The sequence below is a fragment of the Pseudoalteromonas sp. SWYJZ19 genome (assembly GCF_015864375.1).
Taxonomy (GTDB): Bacteria; Pseudomonadota; Gammaproteobacteria; order Enterobacterales; family Alteromonadaceae; genus Pseudoalteromonas; species Pseudoalteromonas arctica.
Window position 1 is genome coordinate 91,036 of record NZ_JADYXI010000015.1, and the last position, 20,547, is coordinate 111,582.

The window sequence follows — 20,547 nt, forward strand, 5'->3', positions numbered from 1 at the left end:
TTATTTATATTCTTGTGGGACGAAACGGTAATGCCCCGTAATTTTAAAATCGAAAAGCATGTCGCTTTTTTCAGGTCCTCGTCCAATATTATGAACAATTAATGGATTCCCTGTGTCTTTTGCTAACTCATTCACAACCATACCAATATGCGGCAAATTACCTGGCAGCATCCACGTTACAATGTCACCCGTTTTATAGTCGTTCGCGTTATTTGATTTAGTGAGCACTTGACCATGATTTTTAAAGTAAGCCTGTAAGTTTGGCACTCGGCGGTGATCTATATTTTTATCAGGTTTGGTTAAACCCCAAATACGCTTAGAGGGATATAGCTCAAAGCTTTTTAGCATGTCCTCATGCACAAGCTTTTGCAAATCAATACCTAAAAGTCGATATGATCGAATAACAACATCGGTACACACCCCAACATTAGCGGGCACATCGCCACCCGGATAAGCAATAGAGCGATAAGACCCATCGTAGGTAACGTTATGTGTTGTTCTTTCAAGCAGCGCTGCAACAATATCGTCATCAAACGATGCCGCATAGGCATTTACACTAAGTAAGCTCAGTAAAAAAACAGTAAAGCGTGTCATATGCAATCCTTTGAAAATGTTAATTAACTACAACGCTTGAACCACGTGTTCAGGCACGTTTATTTTCTTGCCATTATTTGTAAAGTGCTTATCAAGACCATACGCCATTACTTCAAGTGGTGCAGCATCATAACCAACCTGCTGAATTTCGGTTATGTAACGCAACATAAAAGCCTCGGCGCCAAGTTCACTCCATTGGGCTACGTGAACAAGTTCATGAAAATGCACAGCTAAATTATCAGCCACGTAAAGAAGCATGTAGTAAGTGTTTTTGTATGTAGTACCAGCCGCATCCATGTCAATAAAATCGCCTAGCCCCATTTCACGCAAAAAAGGAAAGTTAGGTTTGGGTATTTCATCGACAATAACGTAAAAGGCATTTTTTAAAAATTCAGTAGGATAAAACCCAGCAAACTCACTGGCAAATTTTTCACAGCTAATTCTTTGGTTTTTATATTTAATATTTGTTACATCAATCCATTGTTCTATTTGTTCGAGCATGTCCATTCTCTTAATCATCAATGTTTACTGGCTAGACATTTCCCATTGCGATACAAGCCGATAAGTTAAATGATACCAAAACCAAGGCAAATAATCGAACTCCAAAACCTAAGAAGTGAACACATAATAGTCTCGAGTTGTAGTTCATTCCTTATTTCATAGGTATGAGCATTAACTAATTCACACGAACAATCAGTGGGTGTAAGTAACGCTAATTAATAAAAAACTTATTTTAAATCGTGTAACCATTTTACTAATTTTTGAACATGTCCGCTCGAACATATAATTAGATGACAAGCTTGTATGTAACCCTTTGAGTGCAGAACGTTTAGTGTTTCTGCAGATAGTAGTTGTAGTGTATCTGCGGCAATAGAATACAAGCCATTGTAGCCTTGTGTTTTGCCATTTGGTTGAGTGATGTTTAGCTGCACTGCTTCAATTAAATCGTGTTTTAGTAAGGTATTGATAAACGCGGTTGTGCGTTCGCCGCCGTTCATAAGCTTAATTAGCTGCTCACTCACATTAGTTAGATAAGCAGTTGGCTCTGAATTTTCATCAAATAATTGTACCCCTTCGCTATTACTTACTCTTGGGTGCTGCTCGTTAATTGTAACGGCTAACTGGGTTTGCTCACTATTATTTGAAAGCCTATTACCTACGCCTAGCTTAAATGGTTGTCGCTGAATGTGTAATGGCACGTAAGTAGCTTGCCAGATATCCTTTTGTAAAAATAGATTTTGTCCCTCATCAAAACCGGTTAAAGCAAACAGCTCAAATTGCCCAGTCTGATTATTTTTCATAAAATAGACTGGGTAGTCTAATGCAAGTTGAGAAAGCTCATCGGCAACAACCGGAATGTAGTTTATTGCCTCACCGTACTGTGCACCTCGCTCAGTTTTAATGCGAGTGTACTTATGTGTATTTTTATCGAGTAATACTGAGTTTGTCATAGTGTGTCGCTCTTATGTTTTAACTATATTTGCTGCATACCAAATTGATTAATTTGCACTAATAATTCTTTATTTGTAGGTAATTTATTAAGTAATTTTTGGGTGACTTGCTGGTTGTTATTAACAAGCGCAATGGCCTTTTTAAAATAACTTTCTGAGTTGCCATACAGTTCGCTTGAGCCTGTAAACCCCATGCCATACATCACATATTGATAGCTTGCTGCTGGAAACACTTCTTGTGAATGATCAAAGTGGTTATCGCTTGGTGTATGAAATTCCCAAAGTGATAAGTTATCTTTTAAGCTTTGTGGAATAGTACTTTGATGACAGTGCGCTTGCCAAAATGGGCTGTCGGTTCGTTTACTCAACATATAATGCAACTTTAAAAAGTCGATTATTCGCTCCCATCGATAACTAAATGTGCGGTTAAAACGCTGCGCAGTTATATTCATTACATGCCTATTGGCCGGAAATTGCTGGGCAACAAAATTGGCTGATATTTCTACCAGTAATAAAGCAGAGGCTTCCAGTGGCTCCAAAAAACCAGCTGAGAGGCCTACTGCGACACAGTTTTTATGCCAAAATTTTTCACGATGTCCTGGTTCGAAACTAAGCTTTTTAACTTTGTATTCGCTTTGCTGATCTTTATTAATATTTAAGTAATCAAATAATTGCTGCTTAGCATCTTCATCACTAATGTGTTTACTAGAGTACACATGCCCTACTCCACGGCGTGTTTGTAACCCTATATCCCAAATCCAGCCAGATGTTTGTGCTGTAGATAAAGTATGCGAGCATATTGGTTCGTCATCTTTGTATGGCATGTGTATGGCAAGCGCACTATCAGCAAATAATACATCTTTACAAGATTTAAACCCCACCCCTAAGTTCTCACCTAGTAATAACGATTTAAAGCCACTGCAATCAATAAATAGATCCCCAGCTATCTCTATTTTATTATTAAGGCTAACGCTTTTAATATCGCCATTTGTGCAATTGTTTACACCGACGACAGTGCCTACAATGTGTTTAACATTAAGATTATTAATGCAGTGGTTTTTTAAGAATGTAGCGAATAAGCCTGCATCCAAGTGATAAGCATAATTTGCTATTGCACTAAATTCGGGTGTGGTGATTTGTTTGGGAGCTAATCCGCTTTCGCATATTGATTGCTGCGCACTTACATACTGGGCAAAAGGAAGTTTTGGCTCGTTTTTAGTTAGCCAACTAGTAGCTAAGTTATGTTCATACATCCCTGTTGGTAGTTCAAGCGGGTGATAGTAATAGTCGTCTTCTTCACCTGTAATCCATTTGGCAAACTTGGCGCCTTGTTTAAACGACACATTACATTTTTTAATAAACTCACTCTCACGTATTCCCATATCTTTAAGGGTTCTTCGCATAGTAGGCCACGTCCCCTCACCTACTCCCACTGTTGGAATATCAGATGACTCTAACAGCGTTATATTTATTTTTTTACTGTGATGCTTTTGTAAATAAGCTGCAATTATTCCTGCACTTAGCCATCCTGCTGTTCCACCGCCGACTATTACTATTGATTTAATATCATCGTTCATAGCAACCTCGTTAGTTAAAAGGCAAAAACGACAGCGCTGAGCTGTCGTTTTGTATTATTTGTCAAAAACTAACTTACCATTTAGCACTTAAGCCAATGCTAAAGCGCGGACCATATTGCTCAGCAGATACTAATTGCTCTGCAAAACGACCATGGCGGCGTGTTGTTTCATTAGTTAAATTAAGTGCATCAAAGCTAACACCCAAGGTGTCGTTAATGGTGTAATTAAAACTAAAATCTAGCTGACCGTACGCCTCTGTAAATGTAGGCTCAGTTCCCAAAGACAGTAAGAAATCATCGCGCCAGTTATAGGCTAAACGAACTTGGTAATCATCGTTTTCGTAAAAGCCGACCAAATTACCTGAGTCGCTTAGTCCTGCTAGTGCAATTGTTTGGTCAAAATCATACGGTTTAAACGATTCATCGCTATTAACTATCGTATAATTAGCAACGACGCCAAAGCCTGTATCAGGCACCATGTACTGCGCATTTAATTCCCAACCATCTACTTCACGATTTTGAAGATTATCTGGCGTTGCAATATCAAATTTAACAATCGGGTCTGACGCTTGGCTTAAACATGCTGGGTTAGGTGTATCTGAACTATCAGGACAACCAGGGCGGGGGTTAACACTTGGATCGCGTAACGGCTCGCCATTTACATCATTTAGCGTACCTTGCACTACGCCTGCACCAATGAAGTTTTCAACAAACTTTTTAAAGTAACCAACCGATGCATAGCTTCCGTCGTCTCCATACCACTCAACTGAAAAATCAAAGTTATCTGACGTAATTGGCAATAAGTTAGGGTTACCTTGCGATGCATTAAACGGTCCTTCAGGACGGGCATTAATGGTAGTTGATGGGAACATACCACCAATACCTGCACGGGCTAATGTACGACTATATGAAAAACGAGTTTTAAAGCCGTCATCTAAGTCGGCGCTTATATCAAAGTTTGGTAATATACGTGTATAACCACCTTCAAGCTCCTGCGGTGTTGCTGTTGCAGCAAATACAGGGCGAAGTTCTTCAGCATGACGATAGTTAAAAGCAACAACCCCAGGCTTGACTGAATAACCTGTTACATCGGTGTCTTCGTAGCGCACACCGACATTCATATCAATTGGAATATCGTTAAATTCGGTTTTAAGATCAAATGATACATATATCGCGAGCGTTTGCTCCTCAACCCCATTTGTAGAAATATTTGGCTCAATAAATAATCCTTCATCTCTGACAATATCTACAAAATCGTTGGCACTGTAACGTGGAATAAATGGAAATAGCTGATCCGAACCTGAAAACTCATCAGCAAAGTCACCTTGTTCATCAAAGGTTAGCCCTAGGTTGTCTAGGGGAATATCGACAAATGAAAACTGCTCAGAAAGATAAGTATCAATTTGGTAATCGGTATACATTACACCAAAATTAATAGCGCTGAGTGCCCCACTCTTCAAATTCTCCCATTGTCCACTTGCATGATACTGCTTAATGGTATTTTTCATTTCATAGCCACGGCGCTGATATAAATCAGATACGATATTAGCAGGATCGTATGCACCGCCTGGCAATGTAGAGTCATCGACAGTAATACTCGGAATATCACCCGAAAAGTTAGCACCAATTGATTTAACAGAACCCGGTACATTTTTTAAGTTAGCAATCGTTTCGGCAGTATCTCCATCAGGGTTTGAGTGCGATGTAGAGTTATGAGCGTCAAACGTAAGTTTCAATGAATCGCTGGCTTGCCACGCTAAGTTAAGGCCTAGTGAATCATTTTCTTTTTTTTCGTAGAGTTCCCACGCCCAAAAATTCAACTCATCATTTGCATTTTTAATATCAACTAACGTACCGTTGGCATCAGTTGTACCGGTTGGATTATCGAACCAAAATGCCATTTTATTTGTGTTACTAGTTTCTTCAAAGCGCGATAAAGTGTAATCAAGCGTAGCCGTTAAGTTATCACTTGGAGCATACTGTAAAACCAGCTGCGCATTTTGACGCTCGCGCTTAGTTTCAAATCGCTCCATTTCTGGCGTCCAAGGTACCCAATAAGTACCAGTTGGATTAGCTGTTGTATCAATTGCACTGCTATCTACTCCTGTGGGGTTAGCGCGATTACGTACCCAGCCTTGCGATGTACCTACGCGCTCTCGGCCACTTTCTCGCTCTGAATGCGACAGCGCAAGTAAAACACCAAATGTATCGTCTGCAAATGTTTGGCTAACCATTCCCGAAATTTCAGGTGTTAAATTAGAATCTTCAGAGCTGGTATCTAATATTCCTTTTGCATTAGCAAAGGCTTTAAAGCCATCAAAATCAAACGGCTTTGCTGTATTTATATTAATGGTTGCGCCAATCCCTCCAGAGGCTACATTCGCTTTACCTGTTTTATAAACAGACACACCCGATACACTTTCTGCTGCTATTTCTCTAAAGTTAAAGCTGCGCGAAACCCCCGCTTCTTGCAATACAGAAGAGTTAGGCATTTGGCGGCCATTTAAGGTAACAAGGTTAAAACCTGGACCAAAACCACGGACACTAACTTGGTTGCCTTCATTGTTTGCACGGTCGATTGATACACCACTAATACGTTGCAGCGATTCAGCTAGGTTAGTATCTGGTAACTTACCAATATCTTCAGCTGAAATAGCATCTACCACGCCCGATGAGTCTTGTTTTATTGACGCAGATTTACTTAATGCGCTTCTAATACCAGTTACTTGGATAACTTCAACATCACTTTGTACAGTTGTCTCGTTTTCCTGTGCGGCATAACTTACAGGAGACGTTATCAGCATTGCTGCGCAAATCGCATTTAATTTAAATTGTGTGTTAGTCATTTTTGCACCTAAATATTGTGTTTATTACGTGTAATCGTTGACGGATTATTTACGGGATGCTTATTGTTATCATAATATTGTTAACAATTAACTTTACAATAAATTAGTTTAGCTAACTAAGTCAAACAAATTGACCATTTATTTTACAGTTAGCGTTGGTTTTTTATTCGACATTGTAAGCAAGCAGTAAAGTACTGAGACTTATGCATGATTGTTGAGCGGGTTGCTTCCTACAAAAGCGCCAGTTGGTATTAGCGCTCTAATAACGAGGTTATTTTTTGGGCGGTATTTTTAAGCTCGCTAATTACACTGTGTTTATTAGCGTGAGTGTTTAGGGTTGAGTCAAAAGAAGAAATGGTCAATGCAGCTATTAAATTTGCATTAGGCTTGCCAATTAAGACACTAAAATCGTGTACTCCGGCGATAAGTGGATTGCTTTGCATTATGTGCCCTTGCACTTTGATTGTGTTTAGCTCATTTAATAATGCTTTATAGGCGTCTTTACTAGCACTGTAAATTTCATCGTGTTCGATAAGCATTTGCCGCACTTCGTCATTACTGTTAGCTAAAAGCAGTTTACCCGCGCTTGAGCTACTAAGTGGAAATAAAGCCCCCTCTGCAATACTCAAATGCATAGGGCTTTTGCTACGCGCTTGCACTACCACCATAGCTTGGCTTTGATAAAGCATACTTAGATGACATGACTGTTCAATATTTACAGCTAGATCTTCCATATGTGGCAAGGCCGATTTTAGTACATTATCCATTGGTGAAATACTTCGCGATAAATTATACAACTTTAATGACAAATGATATCGACCAGAGGTTTCAGAGCGAATTAGATAACCGCGTTTTTCAAGCCCAACAAGTACTCTATAGACTTCGTTAGGTGTTTTTAAAATACCAGCCGCTATCTCACTTTGTGTACAAGGCCTTTTATTTTTTGCTAAAAATTCTAATATATCCAACCCCTTATCTAAAGCAGGAACTGCATATTTAGTTTTTGATTTATCGTTCATTTGTACTTATTTATGCCTTTTAAAATTGATAAACAATACGTTTGTTTATATATAAATTTAAAACTTTTATTTAGCTTGAAATTTTCAATAATAATTTAAAATCAATAACTTAATAAAACAAAACCCATTCATATATGAATTCTATATTTTTATATAAATTACGCTTGACCTAAATGCTTAACCGAGCAATCATTGTTAACAATATACAACTGTAAGAGAAAATGGAAATATATTTATGTCACACACTTATTTAACACCACAACAAATAGCTGATTTTCACCGTGATGGTTATATTATTGTCAAAAATTACTACAGCGCTGATGAAATTGAGCTATTACAACAAACTGCTTTTAATGACGATACACTCTATGAGCGAGCATGGGACAAAAAAGACGCCGACGGCGCTGTAAGTAAAGTCTGTTTATGGCAAAAAACAGGCGACGATTTATACAGTATGTTTTCTCGCGGTCGTCGTTTAATTGAAGTATGCGAAACACTTATTGGCGAAGAGGTGTACCACACCAGCACTAAAATTATGATGAAAGAACCATTTGTAGGTGGCGCCTGGGAATGGCATCAAGATTTTGGCTACTGGCATCGTGATAACTACATGCTTTATCCAAAATCAATTAGCTGTATGGTCGCCATTAATAAAGCGACGCAAGAAAATGGTTGCTTGCAAGTACTTAAAGGCTCACATCATTTGGGACGATTAGATCACAGTAAAACGGGTGACCAAAAAGGCGCCTGTTTAGAGTTTGTAGAAGAAGCAATGAAGTACCATGAACTTATCAATGTAGAACTTGAACCAGGTGATGTACTGTTTTTCCACTGTAATTTACTGCATAAATCAAATCAAAACCGTGCTGCAGAACCTCGCTGGTCAATGATCAGTGCTTACAATGCGATTAGCAACCAACCATTTAAAGAAAACGAAGCTGTTTATTACCCTTTAAATCGCGTTAACGATGATGCTATTTTAAATTTTAAAGCAAAAGAACGCACTTAAAGTAACCTTCTAGCCTAAACCAGCTTATGCATTATAGCCCAATGCATAAGCTGGTTTTTTTATATGGAAAATTCTGTATGTTAACCTCAGAGCAAAAACACCTTATACCTCACGCTACTCCTAAAAATGACGAAGACCCGCACGGGAAAATAATTGGCCAAGGTCAATTTAAATACAAAATAGACGCCCACTGGGGGAAGTTAAACCCAAATAAATACCCTATAGAAAATTGTCATGCGATGGTGATGGACTCACAAGGGAGAATATTTATGATCACCGATAACACGACTAATAATATTTTAGTTTATAGCCAAAACGGTGAATTACTTGACGCTTTTGGAAGCTCTTTTCCTGGTGGACACGCTATAAAAATTGTAAAAGAAGGCGAGCAAGAATTTTTATACGTTGTAGATAGTGGCTGGATTGTTAATCGCCACTGGGATGGTCACAGCACAGAGCAATGGGATAGCCCTACTAACAATGTCATTCCACAGGCTGGCTTTATTTCCAAAATGACCTTAGATGGCAAACTGATTTACAGTATTGGCCATCCACAAACGTGCGGTGCTTATAAACCCGAGCAACCTTTTCGCCCTACTGATATTGCCATTGCCCCCAATGGGGACTTATACGTAACCGACGGTTATGGTAGCGACTTTTTACTGCATTATGATAAACAAGGCCGCTATATAAACCATTGGGGCGGTCACCATAATGATGACGAAAATTACAATTTACACAACACCCACGGTATTGAAGTAGACTTACGCGATCCATCAAATCCCACATTAATAGTAAGCTCTCGTTTTGAGCAATGTTTAAAAGTATTTTCGTTTGATGGTAAGTACCTTGATAGAATTAGCGCTAATGGGGCATATATTGGCGGTCCCGTGTTCAAAGGCGAACTATTTTATGCACCTGTTTGCTGGTCGCATATTGACAATAAAAATGCTGACGACTCTGGCTTTATTAGTATATTTGATAAAAATAACACGCTCATAGCTAATTTAGGAGCACCGCAACCCCAGTACATAAACGGTGAACTACAACCGATGCAAAGTAACGGGGACATTTTTAATCACGTGCATTGTATTTGCGTAGATCAAGACGATAACTTGTATGTTGGCCAGTGGAACTCCTCTAAAACATACCCCATTAAATTAATAAAACAACCATGCTAAGTTTAACGCTCTGAGAAAAGTGTTTATTTTTAATAATGAGTACCTTGTACTCATTGTGAAGCATAAAACTCACAGGCTTAACAGCAAAAATACACCTAAAGCCATTTCTCGCATATTTAGTATTAGTTTATTTGTATCGTGTTAGGTGGTTGTAGCCATACTAGTGAACTACCCATCGACGCCACTACGTGTCGATCAATCGGCTTCTACAGTCTAGCTTTTGAATGCTAGGCTGCTTCTTTTTTCTCAGATCCAACAGCAAACTTCGATAGCTCGAAGACTTTTATTTTATTAGCTGCTTTCCGCTGAGAAGTGGGATTAACCCTTGCGACGATTCCAGCCGCTATTAAGTCTAACTCACCTGTGTTCGCTATGCTTTTAGCCGCTGAAAGGTCGCGATTTTGATTCGCTCCGCAAGCCACACAAATGAAATGTCTATCGTTCAATGTTAAAACATGGTGCTGGCCGCATTCTGCGCAAATCCCAGTCGATTTTTCAAATCGACCAATTTCATGATAGAGCTTGCCTTCAAGCTCAGCCTTGTATTTTGAAAGCTGAGTTATCAGAGCCATCACATTGTCGGCCACCATGCTGCCATTGAATTTTTGCATCGCTTTTACGTTTAAATCTTCAAACACTAAAATGTCATTTCCATTGGTTATCTGTCGTGAGATTTGGTGTGCAAAGTCGAGCCTTTGCCTTGAGATTTTACCGTGTAATTTATTGATGCGTTGTTTTGTTTTGTGCCAGCGATTTGAGCCTTTATTTCGGCGAGCAAGCTGACGTTGCAATTGATTTAATTTTGCTTTTGATTGCTTTAAAAACTTTGGATTGTCGCCCACGTAGCCGTTCGAGCCAACTACCGTTTGCTTTGAGTTAATGTCAAAACCTGTGATTGTTTTTAAAACGCGAAGCGCTGTTTTGCACTCCACTTCTTGAGTAATACTGCATTCCCATTTACCGTGGCGATACTGAATAGTTACCGTTTTGATTTTGCTCGCCAGTTCGCGATGTAAAATGATAGGCACTTTACCAACTTTTGGAATACTGATAGTGCCATCTTCAATACGGATGCAATTAGAATTGTTTACCACTCGAAATGAATCGTTGTGAAGTTTTTTCTGTTTGTATGAGATTTTATGCTTTGGAAAGCGCTGCAAACGGCCTTTCGAGATTGCGTTCTTTAACGCTGTTTCTAAGTCGCGAGCAACTTGCTGAGCTGCTGCCGAGTCAAAAGATTTAATCCACGTAAACTCTTCAAAAGGCTTTATTTCCTTAAGAAGCGAGGCCATATCTTTGTAGAACAAGAATGTTTTATCGAACTCATATCGACGCCTATTTTCAGATAGCAATAAGTTCCAAATACCACGCGCTGTCGCGCCAAACTCTATGAGTTTAGCTTCTTGTTCTGGCGTAGGATTCAGTCTGTAATTGTATCTAAGCGTCTTGTTCATATACTGTATAGACTACTGTATATGAAAGGGTTGTCAAGATGGAATATGAAACTAAATCACACTGCAACTATCTAATAGCGTTACATTTAATCTTAGTTGTGAAATATAGAAGGCAATTGCTACAAGGTAACTTAGGTGAATGTGTAAAACAAAAAATCTCTGAAATTGCAGAGCGCTCAGAATTTAATATTGAAGAGATCGAGGTAGACAAAGATCATATACACATATTGCTTACGATTTCCCCGACCATTTGTGTTGCGAGTTATGTTCGTAGAATTAAACAATCAACGACACAAAGCCTATGGTCGAGATTTAAGTAGTTGAAAAAGTAATTCTGGATCGAGAAAACCTTTTGGTCTGACGGGTATTTTGCTTGCTCAGTTGGAAATGCTTCTGCTGATACAATTCGAAAATACATTCAAGATCAGGGCTAGTTATTCCGATTCATCCCATCGACGCCGCTTCGCGTCGAACAATGGGTTTTCTCGGAAAGATTCGATAAAAATAAAAAACTGCGAATCTATTATATAGATAAACCCGCAGTTTGTTTATTACTTAACCTTTATTACACCTTTTTAGCGAGTAATACGTTTACTCATTTTAAAGTTTTGTAGTGTAAGTGAACTAACAGCGCCGCCAGTGTCTGGAAATGTCACTTCAATACTATTCGTTTTTGCAAGGTCGCTATAAGGTACCGGTATTTCAAGTACACCAAAGAAACGTTCGCGTCCTAACCCTCCATTAACCTGGTCGTACCCTCTAAAATCAGTAGGTACAGCGACTTTATTACCATTAACAGTAACCGTAGGTGTAAGCGACTTACCATGAGGACGACCAACACCTAAGCGTAATACTGCCTCGCCATTAGTTCCTTTATCAACGTTATTAATTGTAAAAAACTGAGTTGAGTTAGCAACAATATCTTTAACCACAGCACTTGCGTAGTGCTTAGTTTCTTGATTAATATTATTAATTATCACATTACTTTGATGACTAATTTTAATGATCATCGTTGACTCTGTGCCCAAATTAACTAAATCAGGTAATACTGTACTATCGTTATCATCAAGGACTGGTTTACCTTGAGCATCAGGATGTAAATGCTTAATGTTTACGCCAGTAACGCTATTAGAACCACCGCCTAAAACACTTAAATCAATATTGGTTGGTGAATTTTCAAGGCTGTTTAATACCAAATAAACATCTTTGCCATCAACATAAGCATCTGCTTGTATATCCAAATCACTCGCCCAGCTATCGATTCGCGTCCCTTTAATATCTGACCAAAGCTGGTAAAACTTAACCATTTCGGTGTAAACCCACTGCTCGCCGGTTTCACCTTCTCCCTCTTTAGCTTGACGTAGTAAACGCCAGTAATACGGAATGGTATCGCTTATACGGCCCCACTCTGCTTTTAATGGAATAAACGGTATGGCTTTATCAATACGGTTAGGCCTTTCCATAAAGCTCATAAGCATAGAGCTCATTGCTTTTAAACATAGCCAATCACGTTGCGGTGTCCATTTAGTGCCAAAAGACCCTTGCAGTTGCGATCCATATTCCGAAATGACTATTGGTTTAATACTCCCCCATTTATAAGCCATGTATTGCTCAACCATATCAAGAGTCGCTTCCATGTTACTACCTTTACGGTATTGCTCTTGATGTTGACCACCAGGGCCGCCTGGAAAGTTTGGAAAATCGTATAAGTGCATCGAAATAAAATCCATTTTATCTCCTGCAATATCTAGAAATGCCTTGTCGCGTTGCTTCCAATTATCAAAATAGTTTGCCCCTTTTTCATAATCAGGAAATGCCACTGTAAAACCGCCTACTTTTACATCGTTCAATGCTGAATTATTATGAACTACATCTGCAACTGAGTTATGTAGCCTAAAGATGTCATATAGACTTTCTTTGTCATAACCTTTATGAGGAAAGTCGTGTAGTTCAAATAGTGGCTCGTTCATAACTTCAAGGTATGTTGGGCGCTTTTGACCTAGAGTATCTGATGCGCCAGCTTTAAAGTACTTTTGTAAAAACTGCGCCATATAATCACCAAGCGCGGTGCCTAGTGGTTCGCCGGCAGTATCAGTTTGCGAAAAAGACCAGTTTTGGTTACCAATTTTAGTACCATCTGGGTAATAAGGGTGCTGCTGTGCTGCGACAATTAAATCACTGTTACGCCCTTCATGCTTTCGCATTGCTTTAGCTTCATCTGTGGTAATATTGGAGTAATTCCATTTAACACCGCCACCATTAGTTGTAGCCGTTACCGCACTTGCATAACCTGGTTTAGCCGAATCTTCTGGTAACTGTGTTAATTGATATTTCATGCTGCCGGTATCGCGGCCAAAATATACATCATAATTTTCTAAAAAGTTCGTCATTAAATTAGGATCAGCATTAGGCGCATTTAAACTTTGAGCATTATTTCCAAACCAGTCACTTTCGGTATTAGATGAGTGCAATGTAATAAACTTACGACGATCAAAACTATCAAACTGACCCACCGCATGCTTAGTATCAATATTAAACTGTACCTTGACTGTATCGTTACTAACGTTTGCACCGCTATTTACTTGTTGCTCAACAACAAACTTACTTTGATTTGCACCACACTGCGATTTAACAACTAAATTACTACCGTCTGATGTGTTAGTTGGTTGAACACATTTACCTCCTGATACATGCTTAATAGCATTAGCCGACGTTTTAGTAAACTTCACTCGGTTATCAAAGTCACAACCCGACCACAAAACAAGTTGCTGTCCATCGACGGGGTTTGCTAAGCCGCCAGGGTGGACGCATAAACCCGACTTAACGTGCTTTATACTCCCACCAGATGTCCAGCTAAACCCTGCTGCATCACCGCTACAGTTATTGTTTAATACTACTTGAGTACCATTTACTGCATTATCAGCGGTTCTAAAACACATTTGTGAAGACGTTTGTTTAATAACAGTGCCAGCGTGTGCATTAAAAACGCTTGAAAGTAATAGCGCGCTCGAAATCGCGCAATACAATGAGCTTTTTTTCATTTTTTGTTACCTATCTTGGTGTGAAAATTAATCCTTTGTGTAAAGGCATCGAATTCACAATCAATATAATGTTAACAATTAACTGTATGCAACAATGAATTAATGATTTGTTCAAATTCCACACTTTAGTACCATAAATAGGCACGTGAATTTAAAGTTTAAATGAACAACATGAACACAATATTTATAGTTACAAATAATAGTCACTTATAACACACACGACAAAAAACAACCGTAAGCATATGTTACTAAATACTTTTTAATTTATCGGCATGAAATAAGTACAAGAATTAAATTTTTATATATGCACTTAGTTTTTTAAGAATATATTTTTTTACGACAGATTCGAATTGATATTTTAGAGGTTAAACTGTTAACAATTATTATATTTTATACTTAGACATTTAAGTAAATTGGAAGTTTTAATGAATGTAATTATTAAGATGGCTGGTCTAATTTGTTAATAAAGCAGTATTACCAAAACATTAACGAGTTTAGTTATGCACCCAGATATACAAAACAATCTTAAAATAAGACCTGCTCACATCGCCTCATTTATTGTGTTTTTATTAGTATCTATGTCTACACTTACCGCCAAAGTGTACGCCACAGATGCTGTATGGCCTTCAAAAACCACTTACAAATATGCAAACGTAAATGGTAAAAAAATATTTTATCGAGAAGCAGGCAAGCAACATGAGCAAACAATTGTACTTTTACATGGTTATCCGTCGTCATCACATAGCTACCGTGAGCTTATTCCGCTTTTATCTGGGCGTTATCATGTGATAGCACCTGATTATTTAGGCTCAGGTTATAGCGACCGCCCAAACCCAGAAACTCAAAAATATACATTTGAGTTACTGGCTAGATATGTTGAAGGACTACTGACAACGCTTAAAGTAAAGCGCTACAGCCTCTACATTCAAGATTTTGGAGCACCTGTAGGCTTTAGAATGCTGTTAAGTAATCCTAATAAACTTGATGCACTTATTGTACAAAATGGTAATGCGTATTTAGAGGGGCTAACCCTACCGAGGCAAGCATTTTTTAAAGCCGCGAATGAAGATAGTTCGAAAGCTCAGCAAGATAAAATTTATTCGTTCACGTCTGAACAAGCCATTATTAATAAGCAGTATTTACGAGACGTACAAAGTAACCCAGAAGTGATGAGCCCAGATAGCTGGACGCACGATCTTCACTTTTTACAAACCAAAGCCGATAGAGTAATTCAAGTGCAATTGCTACAAGATTACTACAACAACCTTCTCGACTATCCAAAGTGGCAAGCTTATTTACGCAAGTACCAACCACCAACGTTAATTGTATGGGGTAAAAACGACCCAGCATTCATAGCCGAAGGCGCTAAAGCATACTTAAAAGATGTACCGAACGCTGAACTCTATTTACTCGATTCAGGGCACTTTAGCGTTGAAGAAAAACCAGTAGAAATTGCAAAGTACATTATCGACTTTATGAATAAGCTAGCTCAATAGTAAGCCTTTTATTTTGGTTTAGTATTTATAGCGAACATAAAAAAACGCTGAGGGTATAAACCATCAGCGCTTTATTAAGCTCAAGCTAAATCCACAAAAATCACATTTAATATGGATAAGTTATACTTTTATGTATTTAACCTTCTTCTTCAATAAGCGACTCTAGTAGGTCGTGTATTTCAGCTTTAAGCTCTTTGTCTTCAATTTTATTGGCGCTGACTTTAGCATTTTGAAGGTTTTTAATAGCTTCATCTTTTTGGCCAAGCTCAAGCTGTAATGTAGCCATTGAAAAAGAAACCGACGACATGTGATCTTTGTTATTAATCGCAATCGACTTTTCTAATGCTTTTTCGTAAGTAGTAATTGCCTCTTCTAACTCTTCGGTAAAATCAGCTAAAGTTTCCCATTGTACAGGGTGATCTTTTGAGGTGTTTTCGTTTTCAATACAAATAGCTTTTAATTGAGCAAATAACGACTCAAACTTTTCACGGTTATTTTTGTTAGCCGCCGCCATTAAATCTTCTGCTAGATCATGTACCGCTTTATATACTTTTGTATTCATCATCACTGGTTATCCTTTAATGCAGCTAAACTCATTTACTCACTCAATTTAGCTAAAATGTATCATTACAGTCATTATAAAACGTATTTAAACAACTGATTTATTTAATTTGGTGTATAGCGTAATAATACATTAATAATGAACATCGCGTAGGCGTTAAACACTCTGAGATTAAACTTTATCGCAATTACTCTTGGTAAACTTACACGCTGAATAAACTTGCAACCCAATCCAACGTAAAAATGGTCGTAAAGACTTTAAGTGCAATGACAACTAAAAATAATAGGATGATTGCCGCTTTGGCTTTGCTACTTTTAAGATTGTTCCAATACAATAGCTTTGCATTAAATTCTGTTTTTAACTTAGTGACAGCCTCCTTCATAATAACGCCCTGCTTAGGTATCTGCGCTCAGCAACATTTAACAATCACACAGTTGCTCAAGCGGGGTTTGTAATATTTTTCGCTACCTTTAGAGTAAACCATTAAATAAAGCCTGTACTATATAAAATGTAACAAAGGGTTTTAACTTAAGTTATTGTATCTAACTATTGTTTACACACCCAAAAATTAAAGGATGGGTAAATTCAGTAGAGCGTTAATAATAAATTTGGTGCTACACTAATAACTAACTTAAACTCGTTAACAGCCAACCAAATTAGCAAATTATGAAAGAATGCAACCAGTGTGGTAAATGCTGTATTAAATATGGCGGCGGCGATTTAAGCGCAACGAAAGAGGAAATAGATTTATGGGAGCTCTTTAACCCCGAAATTTATGAATACGTTAAAAACAACGAAATTTGGTTTGACCCAAAAACAGGCTTAAGACTTCAAGTGTGCCCATTTTTAGAAATTGCGCCTAAAAAAGATCCTCTCGCTAAAAATATGTATACCTGCAGTATTTACCTCGACCGCCCAGAGGACTGTCGCCACTACCCAAGCCTCATTCCTGAAATGATCAGAGACGAATGCGAAATGATTGAACCTATCGACATAAAAAATCAAACCAGGGCTCAACATAAACTAGATATACTTATGATTGATAGTCGGTAACTCTCTTTTAAACTGCAACAGGTTATTGGTTATTTTTTATTTTTAAATAAGAGTAAACGTGTATACCAACAACCTATAGCCACAACAATAGAGCCAAAGCAAATTACAAATAAGGGTATTATAGGCTCATTCCATCCCATTGGAATAATTATAATAAATGGAGTTACACTCGCTAAAAGAACCATAGGTAAATTAAAAACATTAAATTTTTTTAATAAAATTGATATTGGTACCCCATAAACAAGTAGTGCGGGATAAACATAAAATAAGCTTCCGCCAACCATTAAGGCATCTGTTTTCTTTTCGGCCAATAGCACAAGTAAATATAATACACATAAAGATCAATCACTAATGCATACGAATTATGCCATCTATTTTTAAAATTTAATAAGACTTCTGTGATAATTAAAGATTGTCTATGAATTTAAAAAGCGGACGAATAACAACTAAGGCCACTAATAATTAGTGACCTTGCTTTTTATATCATAACAAATAGTTAGTTTTTTAAATTAAATATCATCACTGTACTCAAACGCTTGGAGCGTCACGCTGCTAACAAATCCGCCATCATCAGGATATGTAACTAATATTGTATTATTGGTTTTTAACAGCTCGTTTGGTACTTCGATTTCTAGCATACTAAATACTTGTGGGCGAAATACTTGCTCATCACCGGCATAATCGGTTGGTACAGTAACTAAAGTGTCATTTACTTTAACGATAGGTTGTTGAGCTAAATCATGCTCTCTACCAAAACTTAAACGCAATATACCTTTACCATATTCACTTATTTTTACATCGTTAATGTTAAATTTAAGCGCTGTATTGGCTTTAATTGCCTGTTTGTAGGTTGTTGCATAGTATTTATGCTCGTCAGACTCAGCAATAATTTTTATATTGTCGCTGAACGTATATTCAATAATTACTGTGGCTTCTGCGCCTATGTTAATGCTTTTTGGTAACTCATTTTTTACACCAATATTTTGTGATGTTGTTGTAAGTGTTGGTTCACCATTAGCAAAGTGCAAGTGCTTAATTTTAATGTTATTAATCGGATTGCTTGGTAGCTCTGTTAAATTTAGCAAGGCGCTATTAGCACTTGTTTCTAAATTACTGATAATTACATATGCTTTGTTATTGTTTACATAACTATCTACTAGTAAGTCGGCTTCGTTTGATTCAGTATTAACACGTGTGCCATTTACATCTGACCACAATTGATAAAATTTAATAATGTCGGTGAATACATATTCATCGCCTGTTTCACCTGTTTTTTCGTCATTGTGGCGTAGTAAGCGCCAAGCATAATCGCGTCCCTCATTACCACTCCACTCTGCTTTTGCTAAACTAAATGGAATGGCTTTAAGTATGAGATTCGGTTTAGCCATAAATTGCATCATCATAGGGCTAAACGATTTCATAGTTTGCCAGTCATTTATTGCAGTCCATGGCGTTGCTTCTGTTTTATGGTCACGCCCGCCGTATTCCGAAATCATGAAAGGTTTTACCTTACCTAGTTTAAGCTTTTCGTATTGCTCCATCATATCCATAGTGGCTTCTATACGGGCTCCTTTAAAGTTAGCAACGCCTTTATCGCGGTTTAAGTAGCCAAAGTCATAAAGGTGAATCGAAAAATAATCCATGTATTCACCGCTGGTATCTAAAAATAGCTTCATTCGCTCATCCCAACGATTGAAATTGTTATCGTCAAACCATGGAAAGGCAGTGGTGTACCCACCAATCTTAATACTTGTATTAACTTTTCGTATGCCTTGGGCTACTTCGTTATGAAAAATAAATGTATCGATAGGCTTACCATGATGTACATCAACAAGTTCGTAAAGTGGCTCATTAAGTATTTCAAGGTATTGTGGGCGTGCTGGGCCTTTGTTCGGTCCTTGGTTGTCATTTCGATAAAATTCATTTACAAAATGTCCCATGTATTGACCCACGGCATCGGTATTAGCAAAGCTCCATTCGCCTTTGCCTTTATGATTACCAATCCAAAACTGATTAATTTGCCCGCCTATCATTACATGGGCTCTATTGTCGTATTTATGAAGCTTCGACAACGTTTTACCATAATAATCTTCGCGAGCAGTTTTGCCATAAGCAGCGATACTCTCAGGGCTTGCGTACCCTAGATTATTTGGGTTTTGCTCAACTTGAGTCGCGTAATACGGCATAGAACCGTTATCACGACCAAAGTACACATCAAGGTCGTTAAGTAAGTAGTCGAGCTTATCTTCTTCCCCCTTCCAATCGGTTGTTGTTAGCATCGAGTGCATAACAATATATTTGCTTCTATCAAAGGTTGATAGGCCGTCAATACTTCGCTTTACGTTTAAATTTACGGATACTTCTGGCTGTGCGACTAAATTGCTTGATGCAGTACATGCAAATGCAATTAAAAGTGAGCTAATGACTTTCATGGGTTATTTCCTTATTTTAATTGTGTGTGAGTTTTGCTTTCTAATTGAGCAAAAAAGATCATAGTTTTAGCTACATGTTCGTGCCAATACTCCCAGCAATGGGTGCCTGCAAAAATATCGAACGTATGAGGAACATTTTCATCAACTAGCTTTTTTGCAAGCGCAGTATTAGCACTAAAAAGTACATCGTCTTTTCCGCAATCAAATCGCAGTGGCGGTAATGTCTTTTTATTCGCGCTCAATGTTTTAAACACGTCGCCTTTGTACTTATCAGTGGTTTTTTTTAGTGGCTTTAGAGTGTGTTCATCAACAAAGTGATTAAAGTCGTCAAGCTCAGTAATTGATGAATGCGCTGATATACCGCTAAAAATAGTTGGATGCTTTGCACCTAAACATAATGCTCCATACCCTCCCATTGAAAGGCCCGTAATATAAATATTTGATGAGCTCGAGCACATTGGTTGAGTTTGAATAACAGCGCTAATCACATCATCAACTATCCATGCTTCATAATCTGCATTTTTAAGTGGCAAATACCCGCTGCCCTCGGCGTGCGCGCCATCTGATGGCATCACTAATACAAACTCGTTAAGGCCACTGCTACGAAGCTGCTGATACACTTTATGTACGCCCCCTAGCTGGCTCCACACCCAGTGGCTACCATACACACCATGCAGTAATACAATTATAGGTACATTTTTATTACTGGTTGCTTCTTGGTAAATGCTTATATCACCTCGCCCTTTTAAGTGGCTGCTATACGCGGTTAGCGTTACAAAGTTATCAGCGGTGTAGCTGCTATTTGATATTTCTAAACGATGAATTGCCATTTT

Annotated in this window: 16 protein-coding genes and 1 pseudogene; 5 read left to right on the forward strand and 12 right to left on the reverse strand. The window is 38.0% G+C overall.

Annotated features, from left to right (window positions below):
- The 6 genes from I6F45_RS15030 to I6F45_RS15055 all read right to left on the reverse strand — a co-directional run bounded on the left by I6F45_RS15030 (position 1) and on the right by I6F45_RS15055 (position 7,486).
- On the reverse strand, positions 1 to 594 hold the full coding sequence (locus tag I6F45_RS15030; RefSeq protein WP_197160966.1) for a DUF1287 domain-containing protein: 594 nt from the start codon (positions 592 to 594) through the stop codon (positions 1 to 3).
- 27 nt (positions 595 to 621) lie between these two features.
- Positions 622 to 1,101, reverse strand: coding sequence for a hypothetical protein (locus I6F45_RS15035; RefSeq protein WP_197160974.1), 480 nt, complete (start codon positions 1,099 to 1,101; stop codon positions 622 to 624).
- A gap of 221 nt (positions 1,102 to 1,322) precedes the next feature.
- Complete coding sequence (locus I6F45_RS15040; protein ID WP_165740626.1) at positions 1,323 to 2,045, reverse strand: SapC family protein; 723 nt, start codon at positions 2,043 to 2,045, stop codon at positions 1,323 to 1,325.
- A gap of 23 nt (positions 2,046 to 2,068) precedes the next feature.
- Positions 2,069 to 3,622, reverse strand: coding sequence for a tryptophan halogenase family protein (locus I6F45_RS15045; RefSeq protein WP_165740625.1), 1,554 nt, complete (start codon positions 3,620 to 3,622; stop codon positions 2,069 to 2,071).
- A 73-nt stretch (positions 3,623 to 3,695) separates the two neighbouring features.
- Positions 3,696 to 6,467 carry a TonB-dependent receptor gene (locus I6F45_RS15050; RefSeq protein WP_165740624.1) on the reverse strand — a complete coding sequence of 924 codons (2,772 nt, stop codon included), beginning with the start codon at positions 6,465 to 6,467 and terminating at the stop codon, positions 3,696 to 3,698.
- Positions 6,468 to 6,718: 251 nt separating this feature from the next.
- Positions 6,719 to 7,486 (reverse strand): IclR family transcriptional regulator, encoded by a 768-nt coding sequence (locus I6F45_RS15055; protein ID WP_166419038.1) that lies wholly within the window; start codon positions 7,484 to 7,486, stop codon positions 6,719 to 6,721.
- Between the two features lie 235 nt (positions 7,487 to 7,721).
- Here I6F45_RS15055 and I6F45_RS15060 point away from each other — a divergent pair, with 235 nt between their 5' ends.
- Complete coding sequence (locus I6F45_RS15060) at positions 7,722 to 8,495, forward strand: phytanoyl-CoA dioxygenase family protein (protein ID WP_007378079.1); 774 nt, start codon at positions 7,722 to 7,724, stop codon at positions 8,493 to 8,495.
- A 77-nt stretch (positions 8,496 to 8,572) separates the two neighbouring features.
- Positions 8,573 to 9,676 carry a 6-bladed beta-propeller gene (locus I6F45_RS15065; protein WP_165727464.1) on the forward strand — a complete coding sequence of 368 codons (1,104 nt, stop codon included), beginning with the start codon at positions 8,573 to 8,575 and terminating at the stop codon, positions 9,674 to 9,676.
- 227 nt (positions 9,677 to 9,903) lie between these two features.
- Here I6F45_RS15065 and I6F45_RS15070 read toward each other — a convergent pair whose 3' ends face one another.
- Positions 9,904 to 11,130, reverse strand: coding sequence for an RNA-guided endonuclease InsQ/TnpB family protein (locus tag I6F45_RS15070; protein ID WP_197139627.1), 1,227 nt, complete (start codon positions 11,128 to 11,130; stop codon positions 9,904 to 9,906).
- 38 nt (positions 11,131 to 11,168) lie between these two features.
- On the opposite strand from I6F45_RS15070, the pseudogene tnpA reads away from it, so the two are divergent.
- A pseudogene (gene tnpA, locus I6F45_RS15075) lies at positions 11,169 to 11,564 on the forward strand (IS200/IS605 family transposase).
- A 141-nt stretch (positions 11,565 to 11,705) separates the two neighbouring features.
- Here the strand turns inward: tnpA and I6F45_RS15085 are convergent.
- Positions 11,706 to 14,171, reverse strand: a complete 2,466-nt coding sequence (locus I6F45_RS15085; RefSeq protein ID WP_165727463.1) for a ricin-type beta-trefoil lectin domain protein — start codon at positions 14,169 to 14,171, stop codon at positions 11,706 to 11,708.
- A gap of 500 nt (positions 14,172 to 14,671) precedes the next feature.
- On the opposite strand from I6F45_RS15085, the gene I6F45_RS15090 reads away from it, so the two are divergent.
- Positions 14,672 to 15,667: an alpha/beta fold hydrolase gene (locus I6F45_RS15090; RefSeq protein ID WP_197160968.1), complete on the forward strand. Its 996-nt coding sequence runs from the start codon at positions 14,672 to 14,674 to the stop codon at positions 15,665 to 15,667.
- 136 nt (positions 15,668 to 15,803) lie between these two features.
- On the opposite strand, the gene I6F45_RS15095 is transcribed toward I6F45_RS15090, so the two are convergent.
- The gene (locus I6F45_RS15095) at positions 15,804 to 16,232 is read right to left on the reverse strand and encodes a hypothetical protein (RefSeq protein ID WP_007586178.1); all 429 of its coding nucleotides are present in this window, start codon (positions 16,230 to 16,232) and stop codon (positions 15,804 to 15,806) included.
- Between the two features lie 663 nt (positions 16,233 to 16,895).
- Between I6F45_RS15095 and I6F45_RS15100 the strand changes: the two genes are divergently transcribed.
- On the forward strand, positions 16,896 to 17,282 hold the full coding sequence (locus tag I6F45_RS15100) for a YkgJ family cysteine cluster protein (RefSeq protein WP_007586180.1): 387 nt from the start codon (positions 16,896 to 16,898) through the stop codon (positions 17,280 to 17,282).
- 29 nt (positions 17,283 to 17,311) lie between these two features.
- On the opposite strand, the gene I6F45_RS15105 is transcribed toward I6F45_RS15100, so the two are convergent.
- The 3 genes from I6F45_RS15105 to I6F45_RS15115 form a co-directional block, all read right to left on the reverse strand.
- Entirely contained in the window at positions 17,312 to 17,593 is a 282-nt protein-coding gene (locus I6F45_RS15105; protein WP_197160976.1) for a hypothetical protein, read from the reverse strand.
- A 198-nt stretch (positions 17,594 to 17,791) separates the two neighbouring features.
- On the reverse strand, positions 17,792 to 19,714 hold the full coding sequence (locus tag I6F45_RS15110; RefSeq protein ID WP_166113100.1) for a beta-agarase: 1,923 nt from the start codon (positions 19,712 to 19,714) through the stop codon (positions 17,792 to 17,794).
- 11 nt (positions 19,715 to 19,725) lie between these two features.
- Complete coding sequence (locus I6F45_RS15115) at positions 19,726 to 20,544, reverse strand: alpha/beta hydrolase (protein ID WP_165727460.1); 819 nt, start codon at positions 20,542 to 20,544, stop codon at positions 19,726 to 19,728.
- Between the last annotated feature and the right edge of the window lie 3 nt (positions 20,545 to 20,547).